The organism is Bradyrhizobium sp. SZCCHNS3002, assembly GCF_032377435.1.
Classification (GTDB): domain Bacteria; phylum Pseudomonadota; class Alphaproteobacteria; order Rhizobiales; family Xanthobacteraceae; genus Bradyrhizobium.
Map to the genome: position 1 here is coordinate 797,536 of NZ_JAUHHY010000001.1, position 23,074 is coordinate 820,609.

The window sequence follows — 23,074 nt, forward strand, 5'->3', positions numbered from 1 at the left end:
CGATGATTTGCCCGCAGTTCCCGATCGCGGTCAATGAGGATTGCCCGTGCCGCGGCTTCCCTGCAGGGATTTGTGGTTCCAGCACCACAAGCCTCGCAATTGCAGCAACAGCCGGCGACGCGACGTCGCGACGCGTTCTCATCAGTCCGCCAACCTTGATATCGGCGGAAAATCGTGTTGCAATCTCCCGTACAATCGGATTGGCCGTTCGACTGTGCGTTTCGCGACTTTGGAAATTGAGCAGATCCCGGGAAGCCCGTTTGTGGCGTGGCACGCGTGAGCGTGGCCGCGTCTTTTTTTCGTCTAGACGAGGAGACAGCGATGCCGACCTACAAGGGCAGCGTGAAGTGGTTCAACCCGACCAAGGGATATGGCTTCATCAAACCGACTGGCGGAGACAAGGACGTGTTCGTCCACATCTCGGCCGTGGAGCGTGCTGGACTGACCACGCTCAACGAGAACCAGACGATCGAATATGATCTGGTGGAGAGCCGCGGCAAGACGTCGGCAGAGAACCTGAAGCTCTCGTGAGCATCGTCCCGGCGGAGGGCGCCACAGCGCGGGTTCGTAAACCAACTCACGAGCTCCGCGTCAGGTTCGCTCGCCGCCGATGATCAGACTTCGTCAGCCTTGATGTGCCCCCGGCCCCGCCGGGGATTTTTTTGTCCGCGACAGCTAGCGGACGACCGGCCAGATCAGCGTATGATCGCCTTGCTCCACGGACGACGTCCGGCAGAGATCGCCTTCGAGTCGCACCAAGCCCTTGGCCAACAGCTTCAGCGCTTCCGGATAGATCCGATGCTCGACGCCGAGAATGCGCGTCGACAGCGTGTCCGGCGTGTCGTCGTCCCTGACCACGACCGCGCCCTGCATCACGATCGGACCTGCATCCGTCTCCGGGATGACGAAATGCACGGTGGCGCCTGACAGCTTGACGCCGGCGCGCAGCGCCTGGCCATGCGGATCGAGGCCGGGGAATGATGGCAGCAGCGACGGGTGAATGTTCAGCATCCTGCCATACCAGCGCTGCACGAACTCCGCCGTGAACAGGCGCATGAAACCGGCCAGGCAGATGATCTCGATGCCGCGTGCATCGAGCGCCTGCTGCAGTCTGGCTTCGAACCCTGCGCGGTCCTTGCCGAACGGCTTGCTCTCGATGATTTCGATCGCGACGCCGCTCTCCTGCGCTTTCTGCAGCCCGGCCGCATCGGCCCGGTTGGAGATCACGACGGCGATCTCGGCCGGAAATTCCGGCTGCGCCGCCGCGTGGATCAGCGCGGCCATGTTCGACCCACGGCCCGAGATCAGGATGGCGACGCGGCGCTTCATCGGCACACTCGTCTCACAGAGCCAGATCGAGGGCGCCGGTGTAGATCACCCGCTCGTCGCCTGTCGCAGCAACGACCTCGCCGAGCCGCGCGACGTGCTCGCCATTCGCGGTGAACACCTCGATGACGGCATCGACGGCCTCGGCCTTGACGATCGCGATCATGCCGATCCCGCAATTGAAGGTGCGCAAGAGCTCGCGCTCGGCAATGCCGCCCTGCTCCGCCAGCCATTTGAAGACCGGCAGCACCGGCAGGCCCGTCAGGTCGATCGAAACGCCGAGATGCTTCGGCAGCACGCGTGGAATGTTGTCGGTGAAGCCGCCGCCCGTGATGTGTGCGAGCCCCTTCACCGCACCGGTCTCGCGGATGGCGCGAAGGCATGATTTCACATAGAGGCGGGTCGGCGTCAGCAGCGCCGCGCCGAGAGTCAGGACCGGCGCGAACGGCGCCGGCGCATCGAAGCCGAGGCCGGACTGGGCGACGATCTTGCGCACCAGCGAATAGCCGTTGGAGTGGACGCCGGAGGATGCGAGCCCCAGCACCACGTCACCGGCCGCGATGTCGGGAGACGGCAGCAGCGTGCCACGCTCCGCCGCGCCGACCGCGAAACCGGCAAGATCGTAGTCGCCGTCCTTGTAGAGGCCCGGCATTTCCGCGGTCTCACCGCCGATCAGCGCGCAGCCGGATTCCCGGCAGCCTTCGGCGATACCGGCCACGATCGACGCCGTCGCCTCCGGGTCGAGCTTGCCGCACGCAAAGTAGTCAAGGAAGAACAGCGGCTCGGCGCCCTGCACGACGAGATCGTTGACCGACATGGCGACCAGGTCGATGCCGATGCCGCCATGCAGCCCGGTCTCGATCGCGATCTTCACCTTGGTGCCGACGCCGTCGGTCGCCGCGACCAGCACCGGATCCTTGAATCCAGCGGCCTTGAGGTCGAACAGGCCGCCAAAGCCGCCGATCTCGGCATCCGCACCGGCGCGGGCGGTTGCGCGCACCATGGGCTTGATCAGATCGACCAGACGGTTTCCGGCATCGATATCGACGCCCGAATCTGCATAAGTGAGCCCGTTCTTGCGCTCGGTCATGGTAAAAACCCCTAATCTGGCCGCTGGTTACGTCGGAATCCGGCCGCGCGCAATGGCTCGCAAGGGGCTCGTCCCCACACTATCTAGGAACCGTACCGGTTCGCCCTGTTTCGGAATCGGGTTGTCTTTTGATCGAGTCGTCGTCGGGACCCGCTGCGTGACCATTCCCCACAGTATCCCCAATCTGATCACGCTGGGTCGAATCCTGCTGGTTCCGATCGTCGTCTGGGCCATTGCGGCCGGCCAGATGGAGATCGCGTTTCTGGTCTTCGTGGTCGCGGGGGTGAGCGACGCCGTGGACGGCTTCTTGGCCAAGCGCTTCAACCTGCGGTCCGAGCTGGGAGCGCTGCTCGATCCTCTCGCCGACAAGGCGCTGCTGGTCTCGATCTTCGTCACGCTTGGCATCTGGGGCGCGATCCCGCGCTGGATCGTCATCCTGGTGGTCTCGCGCGACATCATGATCGTCTCGGCGGTGATCGTGTCCTGGCTGTTCGACAGGCCGGTCGCGATGAAGCCATTGATGGTCTCCAAGCTGAACACGGTCGCCCAGGTGGGATTCGCGGCGCTTGTGCTGGCCTCGCTCAGCTTCGGCTTCGAGCCCAGGCCCTACGATGTGGTGCTGATGGTGCTGGTCACCGTCTTTACCCTCGTGTCGGTCGGGCTGTATCTCGTCGACTGGGTGCGCCACATGAGCACCATCGAGGTCCGGTGATCCTCCGCGGAGGGCCCGTCCTGACCTCACGCACCACACGATACGGAGCAATTCGATCTTGGCCGGCCATATCCCCCCTCGTCAGCTGGCCTTCGCGCTGCCGCATGCGGAGAGCCTGACGCGGGACAATTTCTTCGAAGGTCCAGGCAACGCGGCCGGGCTCGCTCTGGTCGACGCCTGGCCGGAATGGCCGGCGCGGACCATGTTCCTGGTCGGCCCCGACGGCTCCGGCAAGAGCCACCTCGCCGCGATCTGGGCCGAGCAGGCAGGCGCCCGATCGCTGTCCGCGCATGCCCTTGAGGCAGGCGTGGTCCCCGGGGCGCTCGCCACCGGCGCGCTGGTGCTGGAGGATCTGACCGCAACCGGTCTCGACGAGCGGGCGCTGTTTCACCTGCTGAACCTGGCCCGCCAGGACGAGGCCTTCGTGCTGATCACGGCACGCGAGGCCCCGGCGGCCCTGCCGATCGCCCTGGCCGATCTGAGGTCGCGGCTGCGTGCCGTCCCAGTGGTCACGCTGCTGCCGCCCGACGACCAGCTGTTCCGGGCCCTGATCGTCAAGCTGGCCGCCGACCGGCAAATGGCGATCGACGAAACCGTGGTCAGCTATCTCGCCAGCCACATCGAGCGGTCCTATGCGGCGGCACGCCAGACCATCGCGCTGCTGGACAACGAGTCGCTGCGGCTCGGACGCCCCGTCACCCGGGCGCTGGCGGCGGAGCTGCTCCGCCCGGCGTGACCGGCGGCCATCTTGACGGCGGTTGATGACGGAACCTCAATGGTGCCGGCAACGTCATCCCCTGGTCACCCAGATTGGGCTACGGTCGACCATTCGCGACTGGACGGATATGGATCGAATTCCCTATGGATACCGAGCAAGTTACTGAAATTTCAGAGAAAGCACCGGTCTCGGCGCCGTCCATCGAGATTGCCTCGAGCCCCGAGCGATTCATCAATCGGGAGCTGTCCTGGCTTCACTTCAACCGCCGCGTTCTGGAGGAATCGGTCAATCCGCGCCATCCCGCCCTGGAGCGGGTGCGCTTCCTGTCGATTTCCGCCAACAACCTTGATGAATTCTTCATGGTGCGCGTCGCCGGCATCCGCGCCCAAGTCCGCGAGGGCATCGCCGAGCGCAGCCCCGACGGGCTGACGCCGACCGAGCAGCTGAAGCTGATCAACGAGACAGTGTCGCAGCTCGCCATCGACCAGCAGGCGATCTGGCGCGACCTGCGCAAGTTTCTCGGCGAGCTCGGCATCGTGCTGGTCGACGGTCAGGACGTCACCAGGAGCGAGCGCGCCTGGATCGAGGACCATTTCCTCGCCAACATCTTCCCGCTGCTGACGCCACTCGCGATCGATCCGGCGCATCCGTTCCCGTTCATCCCGAGCCTCGGCTTCACGGTGGCGCTGCAGCTGATCCGCTCCGCGGACGGGCGTCCGATGAACGCCCTCATTCGCATGCCCGGCAAGATCGACCGCTTCATCCGCTTCCCCGGCTCCAAGGATGGCGTGATCCGCCTGATCACCCTGGAGCAGGCGACCGGACTGTTCATCGGCCGGCTGTTTCCGGGCTACACCGTGAAGGGCCAGGGCGCCTTCCGGATCATCCGCGACAGCGAGATCGAGATCGAGGAAGAAGCCGAAGACCTGGTGCGGCTGTTCGAGACAGCGCTGAAGCGGCGCCGCCGCGGCTCGGTGATCCGGCTCGAGATCGAGGCCAACATGCCGGAGGAGCTGCGCCGCTTCGTGCAGAATGCGCTGTCCACGACGGATGACGAGGTGTTCGTCGTCGACGGCGTGCTGGCGATGAACGAGCTGTCGCAACTGACGCGGGTCGACCGGCCCGACCTCGAATTCGCGCCCTACGTGCCGCGCCATCCCGAGCGTGTCCGCGACCATGGCGGCGACATCTTCGCCGCCATCCGGCAGAAGGACCTGATCGTCCATCACCCTTACGAGTCGTTCGACGTCGTCGTGCAGTTCCTGCAGCAGGCGGCGCGCGATCCCGACGTCGTTGCGATCAAGCAGACGCTGTACCGGACCTCCAACAATTCGCCGATCGTGCGCACGCTGGTGGAGGCCGCCGAGGCCGGCAAGTCGGTGACGGCCCTGGTCGAGCTCAAGGCGCGTTTCGACGAGGAGGCCAACATCCGCTGGGCCCGCGACCTGGAGCGCGCGGGCGTACAGGTGGTGTACGGCTTCCTGGAGCTGAAGACGCATGCCAAGCTGTCGATGGTCGTGCGCCGCGAGGGCGGCAGCCTCACCACCTATGTCCACACCGGCACCGGCAACTATCATCCGGTGACGGCGCGCATCTACACCGACCTGTCCTACTTCACGTCGGACCCGGTGATCGGCCGCGACGTCACGCGGGTGTTCAACTACATCACCGGCTATGCCGAGCCGATCGACATCGAGAAGATGGCGGTGTCGCCGCTCACGCTTCGCAAGCGCATCATCGAGCACATCCACGGCGAGACCAGCTTCGCCCGCCAGGGCAAGCCGGCCGTGATCTGGATGAAGATGAACTCGCTGGTCGATCCCGACATCATCGACGCGCTGTACGAGGCCTCGCAGGCCGGCGTGTCGATCGAGCTGATCGTGCGCGGCATCTGCTGCCTGCGTCCCGGCCTCCCCGGACTGTCGGAGAACATTCGCGTCAAATCGGTGATCGGCCGCTTCCTCGAGCATGGCCGCATCTACTGCTTTGGTATGGGTCAGGGCCTGCCGAGCGCCAAGGCCGCCGTCTACATCTCCTCGGCCGACATGATGCCGCGCAATCTCGACCGCCGCGTCGAGGTGCTGTGCCCGCTTCAGAACCCTACCGTGCATCAGCAGGTCCTGGAACAGATCATGGTCGCGAACCTGAAGGATACCGAGCAGAGCTGGCAATTGTTGCCGGATGGGTCGTCAACGCGTATGAAGGCCGCGAAGGGCGAGGAGCCGTTCAACCTGCACAATTACTTCATGACGAATCCGAGTCTGTCCGGCCGTGGAAAGTCGCTCAAGGAATCATCGCCGCGCCGGCTCACGCGCCGGAATGAACGCTCTCCTTCATAGGGGCTGTCTGCATCGGGGCCTTCTGCGCCGGGATATGCCGTGGTGAAGCCGCCCCGCACGAGGGCCACGAGCGTCGGTGTCATCGACATCGGCTCGAATTCGGTCCGTCTCGTCGTCTACCAGGCGATGGAACGTAGTCTCGTCACCGTGTTCAACGAGAAGGCGCTGTGTGGGCTCGGTCGCGAGGTCCAGACCACCGGCCTTCTCGCATCTGATGCCGTCGACAAGGCGCTGACCGCGCTGAAGCGCTTCCGTGCGCTGTGCAAGGTGCAGCGGGTGGGGCAGGTTCATGCCATCGCGACCGCCGCCTGCCGGGATGCTTCGAACGGCCCCGATTTCATCGCCAAGGCCGAGAAGATCTGCGGCGCCCCGATCCAGATCCTCACCGGCGCCGAAGAGGCGCGCTATTCGGCGCTCGGCGTCATCTCCGGCATTCACAAGCCCGACGGCATCGTCGGTGATCTCGGCGGCGGCTCACTCGAGCTGATCGACGTGCGCGGGCACCAGGTCCGCAGCGGCGTCACCCTGCCGCTCGGCAGCCTTGCGCTGCAGGATCTTGCCGAGAAATCGCTGAAGAAGGCGCAGCGCATCGCGAGCGAGGCGCTGACCGACCTGCCGCAGCTGCTGGCCGGCGAGGGCCGCACCTTCTACGCGGTCGGCGGCACCTGGCGCGCGCTGGCGCGCATCCACATCATCCAGAGCGGCTATCCGCTCGGGGTGATGCACGGCTATGCGATCCCGGCGGCCGACGCGCTGGCCTTCGTGCGCCGGCTGCGCCGTCTCGTCGCCGCCGACATGCTGGCCGACATCGAAGCGATCGCCGAGGCGCGGCGCCCGCTGCTCGCCTATGCCGCGCTGGTGCTCGAGCACATCATCCGCGTCGCCAGGCCGACGACCGTCGTGTTCTCGACCTTCGGCGTGCGCGAGGGCCTGCTCTACTCCAAGCTTCCCGACGCCGAGCGCGCCAAGGACGGGCTGCTCTGCGCGGCGCAGGGCCTCAACGAGCTGTTGTCGCGCTCGGCCCAGCATGCCCGCGAGCTGATCGACTGGACCGACCGCCTGTTCCGCGTGATGCACATCCGCGAGACCGAGGACGAGCGCCGGCTGCGGCACGCGGCCTGCCTGTTGTCCGACATCGGCTGGCGCATGCATCCGGACCATCGCGGCGAGCAGACCTACGGCATCATTCTCAACGGCAATTTCGGCTCGATCAGCCATGAGGGCCGCATCTTCGCCGCGCTGTCGGTGTTCTTCCGCTACGAGGGATTGGGCAACGAGGCGAAGCCGCCTGCTCTCACCGAGCAGCTGAGCCCGGCTCAGATCGATCGTGCGCGCCTGCTCGGCACCGCGTTTCGCGTCGCGCATCTGATCTCGGCGGCGCGGCCCGGCGTGCTGCCAGCGACGCATTTCCGCACCCAGGACCGCAAGCTGATGCTGGTGTTCGAGCACCAGATGGTCGACCTCGTCGCCGACCGCGTCGGCGGACGCTTCAAGCAGCTCGCGCGTCTCGTCGGCCGCTCCGGCTCGATCGTGCGCAGCTAGATCATGATCAGGGCCGCCGCGCGCGGGCCGAGATGGCGATCATGCGCTGGGCGATGATGCCGTAGACCTTGCGCCAGGCCTGCTCGACCTCATCATTCCATTGCGGACCAAGTCCCTTGGCGAGGGTCCACAGCAGCGCTTCGCCGACCACCGGATAGTGCTCCGGCCTGACGCCATAGCGCGCATGATTGCGGCCGAGGATGTCGGTGCTGGACAACAGACCAGTCGTCTGATCGAGGCTGCCGACGAGGACCGCCAGGGTCGCGATGAAGTCCCGTTTCAGCACGTCCATGTCGGCGGGAAACATCGTCCGACATTCCGGCGCGAGCTCGAAGATGCGGTCATAGAACGTCGTCGTCATCTGTGTAGCATTGGCAAATACCAAGTCGAACGACGACCTGACGTGCACGATCTCATCAGCAGTCAACATGCGCAAGTCCAATTCGAAACAATTCCAATCAGGGCCCGACCAGTGGAGCTCGACGTGGTGGTGTCGCGGCGGCGCGAACGGGTTCAAGATTATAAGAAACAGACGATCGCGCCCTGAGGTACTTGTCAAAGGCGCGGCACCGTGCCGCAGCATTGTGGAGCGGCTTGTGATCCGGCCGCGACGGTTGCTGACCGACCCAGTGATCGGAGACGGTAACGGCAACACATATGACGGCCATCGTGCTTCTCGCAGGGCATCGGAGGACGCCGACGCGCCGGCCGCCGCCCTCGAAACAGGCAGGAAATCCCTGGCCTGACCAACGTTCGGATCGGTCCCCGCGCGATCAGTTCGGCCGGATCGCCGGTGCCGACGGGTATCGCATCAGCAGCGCCTCGCCGAGCACGTTCTGCTGATCGTCGGGAATCGCGAACCGGACGCTGAAGCCGTCGGGCGTTGCGAGCGTGATGATGCGCTTCGTCGAATCCGTCGACTGCTCGATGGTCCAGGACGCCAGCGGATAGGCGTAGCGCAGTGCCTGGTCGCCATAACGCGTACGCAGCGCCAGCTCGAGGAGGCCGGGCAGCGTCATGACCAACGCGCCGGCCTGGCTGACCGAGAGGCTGAGCGCCGCCGCATTGCCGGCCGCGTCCTCGAACCCGAGCGAGATCGTCTCACCGTCGTCGACGACCTCACAGACCGTCAGCGCCTTAGCCCGCAGCTCCATGATGGCTCCACATCAATTCACCGTTATTTCCGTATGACTATAGCGAAAAATGCCATCGCGTCCAGCGCGGCAGCGGAAATGCCGCGGTGGCGCTGCTGTATTCATCGTGATATAGCTTCAGATATAACGTGGCCGAAGTGCCACATCTTGCAGGGAGAGTCATGCCGATGAGCGACTATCATCTCTTGATCGGCGGCACGCTGGTGCCGGGCGCCGCGACCATGCCGGTGATCAATCCGGCGACCGAGGAGGTGCTCGCGCAGTGTCCGCGGGCCTCCGAAACCCAGCTCGACCAGGCGGTCGCCGCCGCCAAGGCGGCCTTCCCCGCCTGGGCCGCGACTGCGATCGAGGAGCGTCGCCGGCTCATTGGCAAGATGGCCGACATCATCGAAGCCAATTCGGGCGAGTTGGCCCGGATCCTGACCAGCGAACAGGGCAAGCCGCTCACCGACGCCACCGGCGAGGTGCTCGGCATGGCCGCGTTCTTCCGCTATCTCGCGACGCTCGAGCTGCCGATGCGCGTGATCGAGAGTTCGGGCGACCGCCAGGTCGAAGCCTATCGCCGTCCACTCGGGGTGGTCGGCGCCATCATTCCCTGGAACTATCCCCTGCTGATCCTGGGCTTCAAGCTGCCGCCTGCCCTGCTCGCCGGCAACACGCTGGTGGTCAAGCCGGCCCCGACCACGCCGCTCTCGACCCTGAAATTCGCCGAGCTGGTCAAGGACGTGCTGCCGGCCGGCGTGCTCAACGTGATCACCGACGCCAACGATCTCGGCGACCGCATGACCGGGCATCCGGACATCCGCAAGATCTCGTTCACCGGCTCGACCGCGACGGGACAGAAGGTGATGGCCAGCGCCGCGCAGACCTTGAAGCGGATCACGCTCGAACTCGGCGGCAACGACGCCGGCATCGTGCTCGACGACGTCGATCCGAAGACCGTCGCGCCCGGTATCTTCGAGGGCGCCTTCCAGAACTCCGGGCAGGTCTGCCTAGCGATCAAGCGGCTCTACGTGCACGAGAGCGTCTATGATGACATCTGCAACGAGCTGGTCGCGATCGCCAAGAACACCGTGGTCGACGACGGCTCCAAACAGGGCACCAAGCTCGGGCCGCTGCAGAACAGGATGCAATACGAGAAAGTGAAGGCGTTCCTCGACGACGCGCACAAGAACGGCAAGGTCATCGCCGGAGGTGCTGCGATGGATCGTCCCGGCTACCTCATCGAGCCGACGATCGTGCGCGACATCAAGGAAGGCTCGAAGCTGGTCGACGAGGAGCAATTCGGACCGGTGCTGCCGGTGATCAAATACTCCGACCCGAGCGACGTCATCCGCCGCGCCAACGGCACCAGCTACGGCCTGGGCGCATCGGTCTGGTCGTCCGATCCGAAACGCGCGCATGAGATCGCCACCCAGATCGAGGCCGGCACGGTGTGGATCAACAAGCACCTGGACATGGCGCCGCACATCCCGTTCGGCGGCGCCAAGCAATCGGGCATCGGCACCGAGTTCGCCGAGGAAGGCCTCGCCGAGTTCACCCAGTTGCAGATCATCAACGGACCGGGCCTCACGGCCTGAGCCACATGAAGGCCGCGGACAGTTGTCCGCGGCCTTCCCGCAAACGGGTCCACCGTCATTTTCACTCCGGAGCGCGTGATGTTCGACGCCGAATGCGACCTCGCTGCCCTGGTGTATGATCAGGGCGACGAGCCGGATCAGCTGTTACGAGAGTTCGCAGACCGTCTTCGGGCTCGCGGCGTTCGTGCCGTCGGACTGGTGCAGCGTGTCCAGCGCTCTCTCGACGCGCACGAGATCGCGGCGACGCTGGTGCACAGCGGTGTCGAGATTTCTCTGCTGCAGCGGCTTGGGCGCCAAGCCGGCGGCTGCCGCCTCGACGTCGGCCAATTGCTGCAGGCGGGCTCAGCAGTGGCGGGGGCGCTGAGCGAGGGCGCCGATCTTCTCATCGTCAACCGCTTCGGCCGCCAGGAAAGCGAAGGCGGAGGCCTGACCTATCTGATCGAGCAGGCACTGGCCGCGGATGTCCCTGTCCTGATCGCCGTCCCCTGCTTCAGGTTCGCCGAGTGGATCAATTTCGCGCAGGGCATGAGCGTGAGGCTGCCCTGCACGCGTTGCGCGCTGGACCAGTGGTGGTGGAGCGTGTCGCGGCGCTGCGCCGTATTCGACAAGAATCGACCCACGATCTGCGAGCTTCTCAAATGATCGCGGCTGCCGTTCACCGGCAACCTGGCGCTGCGATCAATCGGGCCAGGCCGCAGTCGGCTCGATTATGCCGAAACTTTGTGCATTGTCGGAAACCCTGCAAACCGCTCGGGTGAAGCTATATGATTCTCGATATAGCTAATTGAAATACCAAGGGATTTTCTCTGACTGGATGGACCCGCGGGATCGGCGCGATCGATATTCGCGCATGACAGCGTGGGCCAACCTGCTCCGCAGACGATTGTCGGGGCCACGAACGGTCGTGTATTCCACGGGCAATATGCGATCGATAGCCGGCCATTGAGCCGGCTGCCAGGACATCTCAGGGAAACGGTCAGGAGCGGGTGGACGGCGCAGCCAATCCGGCACGCCGGCCGGACATCCACGAGGAAAGGAACGTTTTTCAATGGCAACCACGACGGCCGGGCTCGAGCAGCTTCTGATGCAGCGCTCGCTCACCGACGCCCAGTTGATTGCGGCGGCGGAAACGGCGGCTGACTTCCGCATCCTTCCCGACGCCACCGTGATCAAGATCGGCGGCCAGAGCATGATCGATCGCGGCCGTGCCGCCGTCTATCCGCTGGTCGAGGAGATCGTCGCCGCCCGCAAGGCGCACAAGATGCTGATCGGGACCGGTGCCGGCACCCGCGCGCGCCACCTCTATTCGATCGCCGCCGGACTGAATCTGCCGGCCGGCGTGCTGTCGCAGCTCGGCGCCTCCGTTGCCGACCAGAACGCGGCAATGCTGGGCCAGTTGCTCGCCAAGCACGGCATCTCGGCGGTGGAAGGCGCGGGTCTTTCCGCCGTGCCGCTCTATCTCGCCGAGGTCAACGCGGTCGTCTTCAGCGGCATGCCGCCCTACGGCCTGTGGATGCGCCCTTCGGCCGATGATGTCATCCCGCCCTACCGCACCGACGCCGGCTGCTTCCTGGTCGCCGAGCAGTTCGGCTGCAAGGCGATGATCTACGTGAAGGACGAGAACGGCCTCTACACCGCCAATCCGAAGACCGAAAAGAATGCCACCTTCATTCCCAAGATCTCGGTGCCCGAGATGAAGGCCAAGGGTCTGGCGGACTCCATCCTGGAGTTCCCGATGCTCGACCTGCTCGAAGCCTCGCGCCACGTCCGCGAGGTCCAGATCGTCAACGGACTCGTGCCCGGCAATCTGACCCGTGCGCTCGCCGGCGAGCACGTCGGCACCATCATCACCGCGAGCTGAGGGCCCCACCGCCATGGCTGACACCAACACCATCAAGCACGTCGCCTCGCCGCTCGCGCGCCAGACGCTGCTCGACGACAAGCTCACCCGTCCTGTCGCCGGCAAACGCCCTATCGCGCTGCTGCCCTGGCTGCAGGTCGTCAAGATCGGCGGCCGCGCGATCATGGACCGCGGCGCCGAGGCAATCCTGCCGCTGGTCGCGGAGATCAGGAAGCTGCTGCCGGAGCACCGCCTGCTGATCCTCACCGGCGCAGGTATCCGCGCCCGACATCTCTACGGCGTCGGCCTCGATCTCGGCCTGCCGGTCGGCTCGCTCGCACCGCTCGCCGCCAGCGAGGCCGGCCAGAACGGCCACATCCTGGCGGCGCTGCTGGCCTGCGAAGGCGTGTCCTACATCGAGCATCCGACGATCGCCAACCAGCTCGCGATTCATCTCACCGCGGCACGCGCAGTGGTCGGCAGTGCCTTCCCGCCCTATCACCACCACGAATTCCCGACCTCGCGCATTCCGACGCATCGGGCCGACACCGGCGCCTTCCTGATCGCCGATGCGCTCGGCGCCGCGGGACTGACGATCGTCGAGGACGTCGATGGCGTCTACACGGTCGACCCGAACGGGCCGGACGCGGCAAAAGCAAGACTGCTGGGTCAGACCAGCTTCGATGCGTTGGCCAGGCAGGACGGCACGCTGCCGTTCGACCGCACGCTGCTCGAGGTGATGGCCAACGCACGCCACATCTCGCAGGTCCAGGTCGTCAACGGCCTAGTGCCGGGACGGCTGACGGCGGCGCTGCGTGGCCACCACGTCGGCTCGATCATCACGACCGGCGCCAAGGCCGACTGATCCGTTGGATCGCGCAGACGACCGCCGATGCGAATGGCGGCCGTCCGCGTCAACCGACGCCTGGCTCACACCGCAAGATTCATCCAGACGGCCTTCGGCTCTGTGAAATTGTCCAGAGCGGCCGTGCCATGCTCGCGGCCCAGTCCCGAGTCGCGATCGCCACCCCACGGCAACCGCACATCGGTGTAGCCATAGGTGTTGATCCACACCGTGCCCGCGCGCAGCCGCTTGGCGAGGCGCTGGACGCGGCCGATGTCGCGGCTCCAGACGCCGGCGGCCAGGCTGTAGGCGGTGCCGTTGGCCATGCGCAGCGCGTCGGCCTCGTCCCTGAACTTGATCACGCTGACGACCGGTCCGAAAATCTCCTCCTGGGAGATCCGCATCTCGTGCGTGACGCCGGCGAATACGGCGGGGCTGACGAAGTAGCCACGCGGTGCGGCACGCGCCCCGCCGGTCACCAGCGAAGCGCCCTCGTTGCGGCCGATCTCGACATAATCGAGGATCGTCTTCATCTGCCGCTCGGAGATGACGGGTCCGAGCGAGGTGGCACGATCGAGCGGATCGCCGATCCGTAAGCCCCTCGCCCGCTCGGTCAGGCGCTCGACAACCTCGTCATAGACACGCTCCTGCACCAGCACGCGCGAGCCGGCCGAGCACACCTGCCCCGTGTTGAAGAAGATGCCGCTGGCCGCGGCCTTCGCAGCCGCCTCGATGTTCGCATCATCGAAGATGACGTTGGCAGACTTGCCGCCGAGCTCAAGCGACACCCGTTTGAAGTTGCCGGCCGCGCCCTTCATGATGCCGCGGCCGACGCCGGGCGAGCCGGTGAACGTAACCTTGTCGACATCGGGATGATTGACCAGCGCCTCGCCGACCGTGCGCCCGGGACCGGTCACGATGTTGAGAACGCCGGGCGGCAGACCGGCTTCGAGCGCGAGATCGCCGATCCGCAGCGCCGACAGCGAGGTCAGCTCGGCGGGCTTCATCACGACGGTGCAGCCGCAGGCCAGCGCCGGCGCGAGCTTCCACATCCCGATCATCAGCGGGAAGTTCCACGGCACGATCGCAGCGACGACGCCGACGGGCTCGAGCACCGTGTAGGTCAGGGCATCGTCGCGCGTGGACACGACCTCACCGCTGATCTTGTCGGCCCAGCCGGCGTAATATGTGAGTGTATCGATCGCTGCGGGCAGATCCTGGCGCAGCACGGCCGCAACCGGCTTGCCGGCATCGAGGCTTTCTAGCTCGACGATCTCGTCGGCATGATCACGCAGCAGCTGCGCCCATCTCAGCAGGATCGCGCCACGCTCCGCTGCGCGCATCGTGCGCCACGGCCCTTCGAAAGCACGCCGCGCCGCTGCGACGGCACGGTCGACATCCTCGGCGTTGCCCTCGGCGATCGTCGCGATCGGCTGCTCGGTGGCAGGATTGAACGACACGAACGAGCGCCCCGAGACGGAGGGAACGTGCCGGCCGTCGACCAGGAGCTGCAGCGGCTTCGCCAGATAGCGCGACGCGCTGGAGCCGCGTTCGTAGTCATATGCAATGGACATCATATTTCCTCCGCTTCTTGTATGCCAGCGTAGGAGCAAATATGAGTTCGTAAATATGATATCTGTTGCCTATGGCGGGCCATCATATGAAGCCGACTTCACAAGCAGGTCCGATGCTGCGCATCGCGATCGAACCCGTCTGGCGCTTCCACTGGGATGACGGACCGCAGAGCATCGTCGTGATGCTCAGCGTGCTCAGCGAAATCAGGAAAACCGGCAAGATCACCAGCGCGGCCCATGACGCGCACCTCTCCTATCGTCATGTCTGGAATCTGATCGAGCAATGGTCCGCATTCTTCGGCGTGCCGCTGGTGGAGACCCAGCGCGGCAAAGGATCGAAGCTCACGGCGTTCGGCGACAAGCTGGTCTGGGCCGGCGAGCGCATGCAGGCCCGTCTCGGCCCGCAGCTCGACAATCTGGCGCAGGAGCTGGTGACCGAGATCAAGCCGTTCCTGCAGCCGCATCCCACCGTAGTCCGCGTGCATGCAAGCCACGGCTTCGCCGTCGCCAAGTTGCGCGAGCTGCTCGATCGCGAGCCGGGCGTCGGCGTCGATCTGCGCTATGTCAGCAGCCAGCATTCGCTGGTGTCGCTCGCGCAAGGCGCCTGCGACCTGTCCGGTCTGCATCTGCCGCGCGGCGAACTGCGCGCACAGAGCATCCAGGCTTGCCGGGATTGGCTCGATCCCCGGCAGGACTGCGTCATCAGCTTCGTGACCCGCGAGATGGGATTGATGGTCAAGCGCGGCAATCCGCTGTCGATCCGATCATTGGCGGACATCGCGGATGGCAAGATTCGCTTCGTCAACCGCGATCATGATTCAGGCACCCGCCTGCTGTTCGATCAATTGCTCGCTTCGCACGGATTGGACGAGGCGCGCATCAATGGCGCGCAGCAGATCGAGTTCACCCACGCTGCCGTCGCGGCCTATGTCGCGAGCGACATGGCCGACGCCTGCTTCGGCGTCGAGGCGGCTGCGCGGCAGTTCGGGCTGGACTTCATCCGTATCCTGACCGAGGACTACTTCTTCGCCTGCCATCAGTCGTTTCTCGAGAGCGATCCGATGCGGCGCATCCTCGATGTGATGAAGGGCGACGACTTCCATTGCGCCATCGCCGCCCTGCCCGGCTATCAGCCGGCCGACACGGGCTCGGTTCACACCGTGCGCGAGTTCCTCGATCGGCTGGACGCCGAAGCCTGACGGCGCGTGCGGTCGGATCCGCTGGCGCAGACGACCGCTACGGCAGATCGACGCCCCGCGCCGGCACCGGCTCCAGCTGGCCCTGACGCTGCAGCGCGCGGCCACGCCAGATCGAGCCGGCGAGCAGCACCACGCCGGCGCCGATCAGCGACATCAGCGTCTCCATGACATCGACATGGCTCGCGAGAGTGGTCTTGCCGGCGAGCAGCGCCGAGGTCGCCTCGATGTTGATGACGACGGTGCCGTCGAGCAGATGGTGCAGCATCGGCTCGATCGCGGGATCGGTCGCGATCACCTCGCCGGCCACCCAGCCGAGCAGCATCGCGCCGAGCCAGACCAGCAGCGGGAAGCGATCGAGCACCAGCATGATCAGCGCGGCACCCGCGATGATCAGCGGGATGCTCATGGCGAGGCCGATGATCAGCAGCGACGCCTGGCCGTTCGCGGCCGCAGCCACCGCGATCACGTTGTCGAGGCTCATCACGAGGTCGGCGAGCGCGACGATGCGGACCGCATGCCACAGCGTCGTGCCGGCGGCGATCTCGTCGTTCTCGTCTTCGGGCACCAGCAGCTTGGCAGCGATCACGAGCAGCGCCAGCCCACCGACCAGCTTCAGGTACGGCAACGCCATCAGGGTGGCGACGATGCCGGTAAAGGCGATGCGCAGCGCGACGGCAATGCCGGAGCCGGCGACCATGCCCCAGAAGCGATGCTTGCCGTGCAGGCCGCGGCAGGCGAGCGCGATGACCAGCGCATTGTCGCCCGACAACAGCACGTTGATCCAGACGATCTTGCCGAGCGCGAGCCAGAAGCCCGGGCTCTGCAGGTCGGCCTCGAATTGAGCGAGCATGTGGCCGAAGCTGGCGGAATCGGCGAGTTGCGATAGCCAGTTCACGGCCGGGCCTTTCAGACAAGTTCAGCGTAGAACACGAAGGTCGTGCGGCGGAGGGCGCCCTCCGCCGCACGAGGATCGATCAACCGACGATCTCGTTGCCGGAGAAGAACTGCGCGATCTCGATCGCAGCCGTTTCCGCCGCGTCGGAACCGTGCACCGAGTTCTCGCCGATCGACTTCGCATGCAGCTTGCGGATGGTGCCGTCGGCCGCCTTCGACGGATCGGTGGCGCCCATCACGTCGCGGTACTTCAGGATGGCGCCCTCGCCCTCGAGCACCTGGACCACGACCGGCCCGGAGATCATGAAATCGACCAGTTCGCCGAAGAACGGCCGCGCCTTGTGCACGGCATAGAAGGTCTCGGCCTGATCGCGCGTCATGCGGATGCGCTTCTGGGCCACGATGCGCAGGCCGGCCTTCTCGATCAGCGCGTTGATCGCGCCGGTGAGATTACGCTCGGTCGCGTCGGGCTTGATGATCGAAAAGGTGCGCTCAATCGCCATGATGTCGTCCTTGGAGGTGCGGGATTTGGGTGAGTTGCGGGCTTATATCGACGCGATCGGCCGACGGCAAGCGACCGGGACCCTGCCGGAGGCGGGACGCCTTACGACAATTTCACGATTCTGAACATAGTCTGAAGGGTCCGTGCCACCCGTGTTCAGCTCAGGGGCCTTAAGGTCGTGGCTATCGGGCGGGGACGAGCCAGCAGCACGACCGGTGGCCGCCCTCTCCCAGCCTCATCCGTCGGACAATTTCGGCGCCACCAGCGCTGTCATCCAGGAGACGATCATGTTGCGCAAACTCTCCCTCATCGCGGCGGCCGCAATTGCCCTCGGCGCAGCCGCCCTCGCCCCGACCGCCGCCTCGGCTCATTGGCACGGCGGCTGGCATGGGGGCGGTTGGCACGGCGGCTATGGCGGATGGCACCGTCCGTTCTACGGCCCGCGCTTCTTCGTCGGCGGCCCGGTCTACAGCTACGGCTATGGCGGCTGCTACGTGCGCCGCGTGGTTCCGACCCCGTGGGGACCGCGCTGGCGGTTGATCAACCGCTGCTATTGATACGAGCCTCGGCGCGGCACCCGCCCCCCGCCGCACCGAACTCGCATTGCCCCGGCGTCTCCCCCACGCCGGGGCTTTTTTTTGTGCACTTTCAACCTCATTTCGGGGTATTCCGGTCGGGAGCCGGAAACAAATCGAGCGGCCACGACTTGTTACAGCATCGTCCTGCAACTGCCCGTGGAATACCGTCATGTCTGGCCGCACCGCCGATTTCAGCGACGCGCTCGATCGCAAGACCAGCCGGTCGATCTGCGAGGCCGTCGGCGAGCGCCTGCAACGCAGCCTGCCGCCGGACGGCTCTCACCTGCCAGCTCCCCTCGCGGAGCTGATGAACGAATTGCGCAAGCGCGACGAGGCCGGGACGAGCCGATCCGGCCGCTGAGACGCGACAAAGCGGTTGCCTTTGGCCGCGCGCGCGGTGACAAGGCGCGCATGCTTTCCATCACCGACATCTCCATCCGCCTCGCCGGACGGCTTCTCATCGACCAGAGCTCGGTGCAGATTCCGCCCGGCGCCCGCGTCGGACTGGTCGGCCGCAACGGCACCGGCAAGTCGACCCTGTTCAAGGCGATCCGCGGCGAACTGTCGCTGGAGACCGGCAGCATCAGCGTGCCACCGCGGTGGCGCATCGGCAGCCTGGCCCAGGAAGCCCCGAGCGGGCCCGAAAGCCTGATCGAGGTGGTTCTCCGGGCCGACCTCGAGCGGCACGCGCTGCTGCACGAGGCCGAGACGGCCCATGACGCAGACCGTATCGCCGAGATCCAGACCCGCCTCGTCGACATCGACGCGCATTCGGCGCCAGCGCGCGCGGCCGCGATTCTCAGCGGCCTCGGATTTTCCGCCACGGACCAGGCGCGGGCCTGCGCCGAATTCTCCGGCGGCTGGCGCATGCGGGTTGCGCTGGCGGCCACGCTGTTCGCCGCGCCAGACCTGCTCCTGCTGGACGAGCCGACCAACTATCTCGACCTCGAGGGCACGCTGTGGCTCGAGGATCACCTGGCACACTATCCGCGCACGGTGATCGTGATCAGCCATGACCGCGATCTCCTGGAGACCTCCGTCGACCAGATCCTGCATCTCGACCGTTGCAAGCTGACGCTGTATCGCGGCAGCTACTCCTCCTACGAAGAACAGCGCGCCACGCGCGAGATGCTCGATGCCAAGGCGGTCAAGCGCCAGGAAGCGGAGCGTGCGCGGCTGCAGGCCTTTGTCGAGCGCTTCAAGGCCAAGGCCTCGAAGGCGCGCCAGGCGCAGTCCCGCGTCAAGATGCTGGAGCGGATGAAGCCGATCACCGCGCTCGTCACCCAGGACGTGCACGAGATCACGTTCCCCGCACCGGAGCGACTGCTGTCGCCGCCGATCATCGCGGTCGACAACGCTTCCGTCGGCTACGACCCCGCGCAACCGGTGCTCAACCGCGTCACCCTACGCATCGACAATGACGACCGCGTCGCATTGCTCGGCGCCAACGGCAATGGCAAGTCCACGCTGGTGAAGCTGCTCGCCGGCCGGCTCACACCGTTCTCCGGCAAGGTCACGCGCGCCGACAAGCTGTCGATCGCCTATTTCGCCCAGCACCAGCTCGATGAGCTGGACGAGACCGGATCGCCGTATAGTCACGTGCGCAAGCTGATGGGCGATGCGCCGGAATCGAAAGTGCGCGCGCGCGCCGGCGCGATCGGGTTTTCCGGCAAGGCGGCAGACACGCTGGTGAAGAGCCTGTCGGGCGGCGAGAAGGCGCGGCTGCTGCTCGGGCTCGCGACCTTCTTCGGCCCCAACATGATCATCCTGGACGAGCCGACCAACCATCTCGACATCGACAGCCGCGCCGCGCTCGCCGAGGCGATCAACGACTTTCCCGGCGCCGTGATCATGGTGTCGCACGATCGCTATCTGATCGAGGCCTGCGCCGACCGCCTCTGGGTCGTCGCCGACCGCACCGTGAAGACCTATGATGGCGACCTCGACGACTACAGGCGCATGGTGCTGTCGTCACGCAGCGGTGCCGGCACGCGAGACACTGAGCGTCCGCAGGGGACCGCCGAGAAGGCCGAGCGGCCGCGCGGCGACAACCGGCGGAGCGGGCTTAAGCAGAGGATCACCGCGGCCGAAGCCGAGATCGCCCGCATCACCGAGATCATCGCCAAGATCGACGGCGCGCTGGCGCTACCCGACATCTTCACGCGCGACCCGAAGCAGGCGGCGCAACTGTCGAAGGCGCGCGCCAATGCCGCCGACGCGCTGGCGCGCGCCGAGGAGCAATGGCTGGAGGCCAGCACGCTGTATGACGAGGCGGGGAGCTGAAGCGCCCCGAGCCTCGGATCGGGCATTCGGCGGAAAGTCGCAGACAACTCGGCTTTCGCGGAATGCCCTCGCGCTCAGCGGCTCGCGCGGATGAATGCGTGGTCGGCGCGAGCGGCCGGATCAGTTGGTCCGCTGAAACAGGTCCGCACCCGGCAGGTTGCCGAGATCGCCGTTGGGCTGAATGTAGAAGAGATTCCAATTCGTCCGGAGTAGATTGCCGCCGACCTGGCCTCTCCACCGCGTGATCGAATTGCACTGAGCAAACGTCACGACCAGCATGACGGCGCTGCCGGCCGATCTGCCGGATACCGGATAGGGAATGCCCTGGCACGCAAATCCTGGCGCGTTGTTGGTGAATTGTCCTCGCACCTGTCCATCGGTGACTGACCAGATCTCGAGCACCGAGCCTCGTTGATTTGTCCATCTCGACGGCGCCGGCAGAACGTCGGCACGCGCAGCAATCGACGAAACTACGACAATCATCGCTGCAAAAAGATACTTGCTGAAGAACCACTTCATGGCGCGCCTCGCTATGCCCGGAGCTGGAGGTAGCAATGATGCCTACATACATCCATAAGCTGGAAAGCGCCATTGTGGCAGGTTCAAAATTGCTCTACTTTCGGTAGACAACGTTGATGTTGAGGTTCGATTGAAGCGATTTCAGGAGGACGAAACATGAACAAGCAGCTCTACGCTCGACTTGACGGCCTGCTCTACGACGTCTGCGTCAAGGCGGGTCAGAAGGTGCAGACCGGTGAGGTCCTCTACGTCATCGAGGCGGCCAAATCACAGCTGTCGGTGAAAGCTCCCTATTCCGGGACAATCAGTCAGGTCCGGCGCGGTGCGGGCGAGACGTTGAGCGCGACCGATGTCGTCATGGAGTTGGATGCGGAGGACGCAGCGGCCTGATCAGTCGCTCAAGTCCGGGGTTCGCTGCAGACGGATCGGCGAGGACGCGCCGTTGTAGACCGTCGCTCGAGCCAGCACGCGCTCGGCCTCTACGGGCGGCCAGGATTTTTCGATCTTGGGTCGTTTCCTGTCGAAGGCGCATTGCAGCTCCTCCGGCAGGTCGGACCAGAAGGGCACGAAGGACAACACGATCAAGGCGCGGTCTTCGCTCGAATTGTTGGCATGGGATGCATGCAGAAGCCTGCCGTCGCGAACGATCAGATCCCCCCTCCGAACGGTCACATCGACTTCGTCGCGTCGTGTGGAAACCAGCACGTCGTCGACAGGCAGAATCCGATCGGGATGCGTCGGCCGGTCCTTGATCAAGGCATGGAGATCGTTCTTGCGCCGATGGCTGCCGGGAAGCACGCGCAAGCATCCGTTCGCAGCGCTCGTATCGGTCAAGTAGTACATGAAGTAGAGAATTGGAGGCGTGGCGGCGTAGCTCGCAGCGCTCGACCAGCCCCACCAATCCTGGTGCCAGTGCAGCCTCGGACATCCGGCCGGCTTGGAGATCAGGAAGCCGGCAAAAAAGCGTGCATCCCGGTATCCGGCGCGCTCCAACAGTTCATACTGTGCATCGAACAGAATGATCGGCGCGAAATCGGCCGACGAGCCGACTGAGACAACGGATCCGAGATGAGGCTCCGCGATCGCCTCACGACCGGCTCGCGACTTGATTCGATCGCCGGCCTCGAGCAACTCGCGAGGAAGAAAACCACGGCGCACCCCATACCCGGCCTCCTCCAACTCGCGACGGAGGCCGGTGATTTGCATGGCCGCCTCCTCCGTCAGGTCGCCCGCTTCTTCGCCTTGGGCTTCGCCACCTTCGGCGCCGGTCCCGGATCGGGCGCCCGCTCGACCGAGGTCAGGCGGCCCGAGCTGAACGTGTAGACGCCGGCGCGCGCGCCGCGCAGCCAGGTCACGGTGGCCACGCGCTCGCCGCCATTGCTCGAGATGTTGACGTTGTCGGGTGCACCGATGCCGCGCACCACGTCGCATTCGGTATGACCGAGCGCAACGGTGCCGCCGACAGCCGGCGCGGCCGTGGCGGGATCATTCGCCAGCGCGTTCGCGCCCGCAGCACCGGCCGCAGGCGCCATGCCCGGGCATGCGCCTTCGGCGCTCACAAGATCCTCAGCGGAGACCGGCTTGTCCGGCGTCAGCGGCGGCGCGTCGATCGAGATGTTTTTGATGAACAGGCGCTGCGGCCGGTTGAACCACTCGGCGTCCTTGGACAGGAAATCGGGCGTGCTCGAGCATCCGGCGACGACCGGGGCAAGCACAAGGAACGCCAGAGCGCGCGTCAGCTGTTTGGTGTGGTCTCGCACGATGAACCTTGCTGAATTGCAACCTGTGGACACTCTAACGTGTTGTCCCAACATCACTTTGCGGCACGTTCGTGGCTTTGCCAACGCTCTGCCGGCAAATCGGCAGATTATCATTAATCACGCGGCGCTGCCATCATCGGCGCTTCACGGGCTTCCGTATCACTGTCGGCGCTGCCAGCGGCCCCGTTCATCCGCCTGCCAGTAGGTGACCTCGAATCCCCGCGATTTGCAATCGGTCCACGCCGATCTCGCAGCCGCGAGCGCGTCCGGATCATCCCCATTGAACACGAGCACCATGCGCTCGTAGCTGTGCGAGTCCGCTGGCAGCGGCGCGTTATCCACCAGGAACCGGACGTTCGCGCGGTTGGGATTGCTTTCTTCCACCGCGAGCACGATCGGCTGGTCGGCCACGTCGGCCACCCGCCAGGTGGCGTGCGGCAGAAACGAATCGTCGCGATAGGTCCACAGATGCGCATCGAGCGCATCCGCACGCTCTTCGGACGTCGACTGCACCACGACGCGCCAACCGCGCTCGAGCGACTTCTCGAGCAGCGGCGGCAGCACGCCTTCCAGGGTCATGTTCTGCAGATGGTAGAACAGGACTTCAGTCATCGCCCGAC

Annotated in this window: 25 protein-coding genes; 14 read left to right on the plus strand and 11 right to left on the minus strand. The window is 65.5% G+C overall.

The features are described 5' to 3' along the window. The first annotated feature begins 321 nt into the window (after positions 1–321). The gene (locus QW845_RS03645) at positions 322–531 is read left to right on the plus strand and encodes a cold-shock protein (RefSeq protein WP_284423192.1); all 210 of its coding nucleotides are present in this window, start codon (positions 322–324) and stop codon (positions 529–531) included. A 144-nt stretch (positions 532–675) separates the two neighbouring features. Here the strand turns inward: QW845_RS03645 and purN are convergent, their stop codons facing one another. Together purN and purM are read right to left on the minus strand one after the other, a co-directional pair. Further along, positions 676–1,329 carry a phosphoribosylglycinamide formyltransferase gene (purN, locus tag QW845_RS03650; RefSeq protein WP_315800268.1) on the minus strand — a complete coding sequence of 218 codons (654 nt, stop codon included), beginning with the start codon at positions 1,327–1,329 and terminating at the stop codon, positions 676–678. 13 nt (positions 1,330–1,342) lie between these two features. Beyond that, on the minus strand, positions 1,343–2,416 hold the full coding sequence (gene purM, locus QW845_RS03655) for a phosphoribosylformylglycinamidine cyclo-ligase (protein WP_315800269.1): 1,074 nt from the start codon (positions 2,414–2,416) through the stop codon (positions 1,343–1,345). Between the two features lie 157 nt (positions 2,417–2,573). Between purM and QW845_RS03660 the strand changes: the two genes are divergently transcribed. The 4 genes from QW845_RS03660 to ppx all read left to right on the plus strand — a co-directional run bounded on the left by QW845_RS03660 (position 2,574) and on the right by ppx (position 7,727). After that, positions 2,574–3,128, plus strand: coding sequence for a CDP-alcohol phosphatidyltransferase family protein (locus QW845_RS03660; RefSeq protein ID WP_315800270.1), 555 nt, complete (start codon positions 2,574–2,576; stop codon positions 3,126–3,128). 58 nt (positions 3,129–3,186) lie between these two features. Then, complete coding sequence (locus tag QW845_RS03665; protein WP_315800271.1) at positions 3,187–3,864, plus strand: DnaA ATPase domain-containing protein; 678 nt, start codon at positions 3,187–3,189, stop codon at positions 3,862–3,864. Between the two features lie 125 nt (positions 3,865–3,989). Further along, complete coding sequence (locus QW845_RS03670) at positions 3,990–6,185, plus strand: RNA degradosome polyphosphate kinase (protein WP_315800272.1); 2,196 nt, start codon at positions 3,990–3,992, stop codon at positions 6,183–6,185. Between the two features lie 42 nt (positions 6,186–6,227). Next, positions 6,228–7,727 (plus strand): exopolyphosphatase, encoded by a 1,500-nt coding sequence (gene ppx / locus QW845_RS03675; RefSeq protein ID WP_315800273.1) that lies wholly within the window; start codon positions 6,228–6,230, stop codon positions 7,725–7,727. Positions 7,728–7,734: 7 nt separating this feature from the next. Here the strand turns inward: ppx and QW845_RS03680 are convergent, their stop codons facing one another. Beyond that, positions 7,735–8,157, minus strand: a complete 423-nt coding sequence (locus tag QW845_RS03680; RefSeq protein WP_315800274.1) for a globin family protein — start codon at positions 8,155–8,157, stop codon at positions 7,735–7,737. Between the two features lie 343 nt (positions 8,158–8,500). Then, entirely contained in the window at positions 8,501–8,881 is a 381-nt protein-coding gene (locus QW845_RS03685; protein WP_315800275.1) for a hypothetical protein, read from the minus strand. A gap of 167 nt (positions 8,882–9,048) precedes the next feature. Here QW845_RS03685 and QW845_RS03690 point away from each other — a divergent pair, with 167 nt between their 5' ends. The 4 genes from QW845_RS03690 to QW845_RS03705 all read left to right on the plus strand — a co-directional run bounded on the left by QW845_RS03690 (position 9,049) and on the right by QW845_RS03705 (position 13,166). After that, the gene (locus QW845_RS03690; RefSeq protein WP_315800276.1) at positions 9,049–10,461 is read left to right on the plus strand and encodes an aldehyde dehydrogenase family protein; all 1,413 of its coding nucleotides are present in this window, start codon (positions 9,049–9,051) and stop codon (positions 10,459–10,461) included. 78 nt (positions 10,462–10,539) lie between these two features. Continuing rightward, positions 10,540–11,103: a DUF2478 domain-containing protein gene (locus QW845_RS03695; RefSeq protein WP_315800277.1), complete on the plus strand. Its 564-nt coding sequence runs from the start codon at positions 10,540–10,542 to the stop codon at positions 11,101–11,103. A 406-nt stretch (positions 11,104–11,509) separates the two neighbouring features. Next, positions 11,510–12,322: a uridine kinase gene (locus tag QW845_RS03700; protein ID WP_315800278.1), complete on the plus strand. Its 813-nt coding sequence runs from the start codon at positions 11,510–11,512 to the stop codon at positions 12,320–12,322. 13 nt (positions 12,323–12,335) lie between these two features. Next, positions 12,336–13,166 (plus strand): molybdenum storage protein subunit alpha, encoded by an 831-nt coding sequence (locus QW845_RS03705; RefSeq protein WP_315800279.1) that lies wholly within the window; start codon positions 12,336–12,338, stop codon positions 13,164–13,166. A 65-nt stretch (positions 13,167–13,231) separates the two neighbouring features. Here QW845_RS03705 and QW845_RS03710 read toward each other — a convergent pair whose 3' ends face one another. Beyond that, a complete protein-coding gene (locus QW845_RS03710; RefSeq protein WP_315800443.1) occupies positions 13,232–14,719 on the minus strand; it encodes an aldehyde dehydrogenase family protein in 1,488 nt (495 codons plus the stop codon). 113 nt (positions 14,720–14,832) lie between these two features. Here QW845_RS03710 and QW845_RS03715 point away from each other — a divergent pair, with 113 nt between their 5' ends. After that, positions 14,833–15,918 carry a substrate-binding domain-containing protein gene (locus QW845_RS03715; protein ID WP_315800280.1) on the plus strand — a complete coding sequence of 362 codons (1,086 nt, stop codon included), beginning with the start codon at positions 14,833–14,835 and terminating at the stop codon, positions 15,916–15,918. Positions 15,919–15,955: 37 nt separating this feature from the next. Here QW845_RS03715 and QW845_RS03720 read toward each other — a convergent pair whose 3' ends face one another. Next, on the minus strand, positions 15,956–16,813 hold the full coding sequence (locus QW845_RS03720; protein ID WP_315800281.1) for a TerC family protein: 858 nt from the start codon (positions 16,811–16,813) through the stop codon (positions 15,956–15,958). Between the two features lie 79 nt (positions 16,814–16,892). Further along, entirely contained in the window at positions 16,893–17,315 is a 423-nt protein-coding gene (ndk, locus tag QW845_RS03725) for a nucleoside-diphosphate kinase (RefSeq protein WP_315712380.1), read from the minus strand. Positions 17,316–17,601: 286 nt separating this feature from the next. Here ndk and QW845_RS03730 point away from each other — a divergent pair, with 286 nt between their 5' ends. The 3 genes from QW845_RS03730 (at position 17,602) to QW845_RS03740 (ending at position 20,175) form a co-directional block, all read left to right on the plus strand. Further along, positions 17,602–17,871 (plus strand): sulfur globule protein precursor, encoded by a 270-nt coding sequence (locus QW845_RS03730; RefSeq protein ID WP_315800444.1) that lies wholly within the window; start codon positions 17,602–17,604, stop codon positions 17,869–17,871. A 190-nt stretch (positions 17,872–18,061) separates the two neighbouring features. Then, positions 18,062–18,253 carry a hypothetical protein gene (locus QW845_RS03735; RefSeq protein WP_315800282.1) on the plus strand — a complete coding sequence of 64 codons (192 nt, stop codon included), beginning with the start codon at positions 18,062–18,064 and terminating at the stop codon, positions 18,251–18,253. A gap of 50 nt (positions 18,254–18,303) precedes the next feature. Then, on the plus strand, positions 18,304–20,175 hold the full coding sequence (locus QW845_RS03740) for an ABC-F family ATP-binding cassette domain-containing protein (RefSeq protein ID WP_315800283.1): 1,872 nt from the start codon (positions 18,304–18,306) through the stop codon (positions 20,173–20,175). 120 nt (positions 20,176–20,295) lie between these two features. Here QW845_RS03740 and QW845_RS03745 read toward each other — a convergent pair whose 3' ends face one another. After that, positions 20,296–20,694, minus strand: a complete 399-nt coding sequence (locus QW845_RS03745) for an avidin/streptavidin family protein (protein ID WP_315800284.1) — start codon at positions 20,692–20,694, stop codon at positions 20,296–20,298. Positions 20,695–20,850: 156 nt separating this feature from the next. Here QW845_RS03745 and QW845_RS03750 point away from each other — a divergent pair, with 156 nt between their 5' ends. Further along, the gene (locus QW845_RS03750) at positions 20,851–21,084 is read left to right on the plus strand and encodes an acetyl-CoA carboxylase biotin carboxyl carrier protein subunit (protein WP_315800285.1); all 234 of its coding nucleotides are present in this window, start codon (positions 20,851–20,853) and stop codon (positions 21,082–21,084) included. Here the strand turns inward: QW845_RS03750 and QW845_RS03755 are convergent, their stop codons facing one another. From QW845_RS03755 to QW845_RS03765, 3 genes are all read right to left on the minus strand, one after another. Beyond that, the gene (locus QW845_RS03755; RefSeq protein WP_315800286.1) at positions 21,085–21,900 is read right to left on the minus strand and encodes a phytanoyl-CoA dioxygenase family protein; all 816 of its coding nucleotides are present in this window, start codon (positions 21,898–21,900) and stop codon (positions 21,085–21,087) included. Positions 21,901–21,914: 14 nt separating this feature from the next. Then, positions 21,915–22,409, minus strand: coding sequence for a hypothetical protein (locus QW845_RS03760; protein ID WP_315800445.1), 495 nt, complete (start codon positions 22,407–22,409; stop codon positions 21,915–21,917). 204 nt (positions 22,410–22,613) lie between these two features. Next, entirely contained in the window at positions 22,614–23,066 is a 453-nt protein-coding gene (locus QW845_RS03765; RefSeq protein WP_315800287.1) for a DNA polymerase III subunit chi, read from the minus strand. Between the last annotated feature and the right edge of the window lie 8 nt (positions 23,067–23,074).

Excerpts from the sequence above, each read along its gene's own strand:
- purN (WP_315800268.1), bottom strand. The coding sequence starts at position 1,329 with ATGAAGCGCCGCGTCGCCATCCTGATCTCGGGCCGTGGGTCGAACATG.
- QW845_RS03745 (WP_315800284.1), bottom strand. The coding sequence starts at position 20,694 with ATGAAGTGGTTCTTCAGCAAGTATCTTTTTGCAGCGATGATTGTCGTA.
- QW845_RS03700 (WP_315800278.1), top strand. The coding sequence starts at position 11,510 with ATGGCAACCACGACGGCCGGGCTCGAGCAGCTTCTGATGCAGCGCTCG.
- QW845_RS03690 (WP_315800276.1), top strand. The coding sequence starts at position 9,049 with ATGAGCGACTATCATCTCTTGATCGGCGGCACGCTGGTGCCGGGCGCC.
- QW845_RS03765 (WP_315800287.1), bottom strand. The coding sequence starts at position 23,066 with ATGACTGAAGTCCTGTTCTACCATCTGCAGAACATGACCCTGGAAGGC.
- QW845_RS03680 (WP_315800274.1), bottom strand. The coding sequence starts at position 8,157 with ATGTTGACTGCTGATGAGATCGTGCACGTCAGGTCGTCGTTCGACTTG.
- QW845_RS03750 (WP_315800285.1), top strand. The coding sequence starts at position 20,851 with ATGAACAAGCAGCTCTACGCTCGACTTGACGGCCTGCTCTACGACGTC.
- QW845_RS03685 (WP_315800275.1), bottom strand. The coding sequence starts at position 8,881 with ATGGAGCTGCGGGCTAAGGCGCTGACGGTCTGTGAGGTCGTCGACGAC.
- QW845_RS03735 (WP_315800282.1), top strand. The coding sequence starts at position 18,062 with ATGTCTGGCCGCACCGCCGATTTCAGCGACGCGCTCGATCGCAAGACC.
- QW845_RS03695 (WP_315800277.1), top strand. The coding sequence starts at position 10,540 with ATGTTCGACGCCGAATGCGACCTCGCTGCCCTGGTGTATGATCAGGGC.
- QW845_RS03705 (WP_315800279.1), top strand. The coding sequence starts at position 12,336 with ATGGCTGACACCAACACCATCAAGCACGTCGCCTCGCCGCTCGCGCGC.
- QW845_RS03645 (WP_284423192.1), top strand. The coding sequence starts at position 322 with ATGCCGACCTACAAGGGCAGCGTGAAGTGGTTCAACCCGACCAAGGGA.
- QW845_RS03715 (WP_315800280.1), top strand. The coding sequence starts at position 14,833 with ATGCTGCGCATCGCGATCGAACCCGTCTGGCGCTTCCACTGGGATGAC.
- QW845_RS03670 (WP_315800272.1), top strand. The coding sequence starts at position 3,990 with ATGGATACCGAGCAAGTTACTGAAATTTCAGAGAAAGCACCGGTCTCG.
- QW845_RS03710 (WP_315800443.1), bottom strand. The coding sequence starts at position 14,719 with ATGTCCATTGCATATGACTACGAACGCGGCTCCAGCGCGTCGCGCTAT.
- QW845_RS03740 (WP_315800283.1), top strand. The coding sequence starts at position 18,304 with ATGCTTTCCATCACCGACATCTCCATCCGCCTCGCCGGACGGCTTCTC.
- ndk (WP_315712380.1), bottom strand. The coding sequence starts at position 17,315 with ATGGCGATTGAGCGCACCTTTTCGATCATCAAGCCCGACGCGACCGAG.
- purM (WP_315800269.1), bottom strand. The coding sequence starts at position 2,416 with ATGACCGAGCGCAAGAACGGGCTCACTTATGCAGATTCGGGCGTCGAT.
- QW845_RS03755 (WP_315800286.1), bottom strand. The coding sequence starts at position 21,900 with ATGCAAATCACCGGCCTCCGTCGCGAGTTGGAGGAGGCCGGGTATGGG.
- QW845_RS03730 (WP_315800444.1), top strand. The coding sequence starts at position 17,602 with ATGTTGCGCAAACTCTCCCTCATCGCGGCGGCCGCAATTGCCCTCGGC.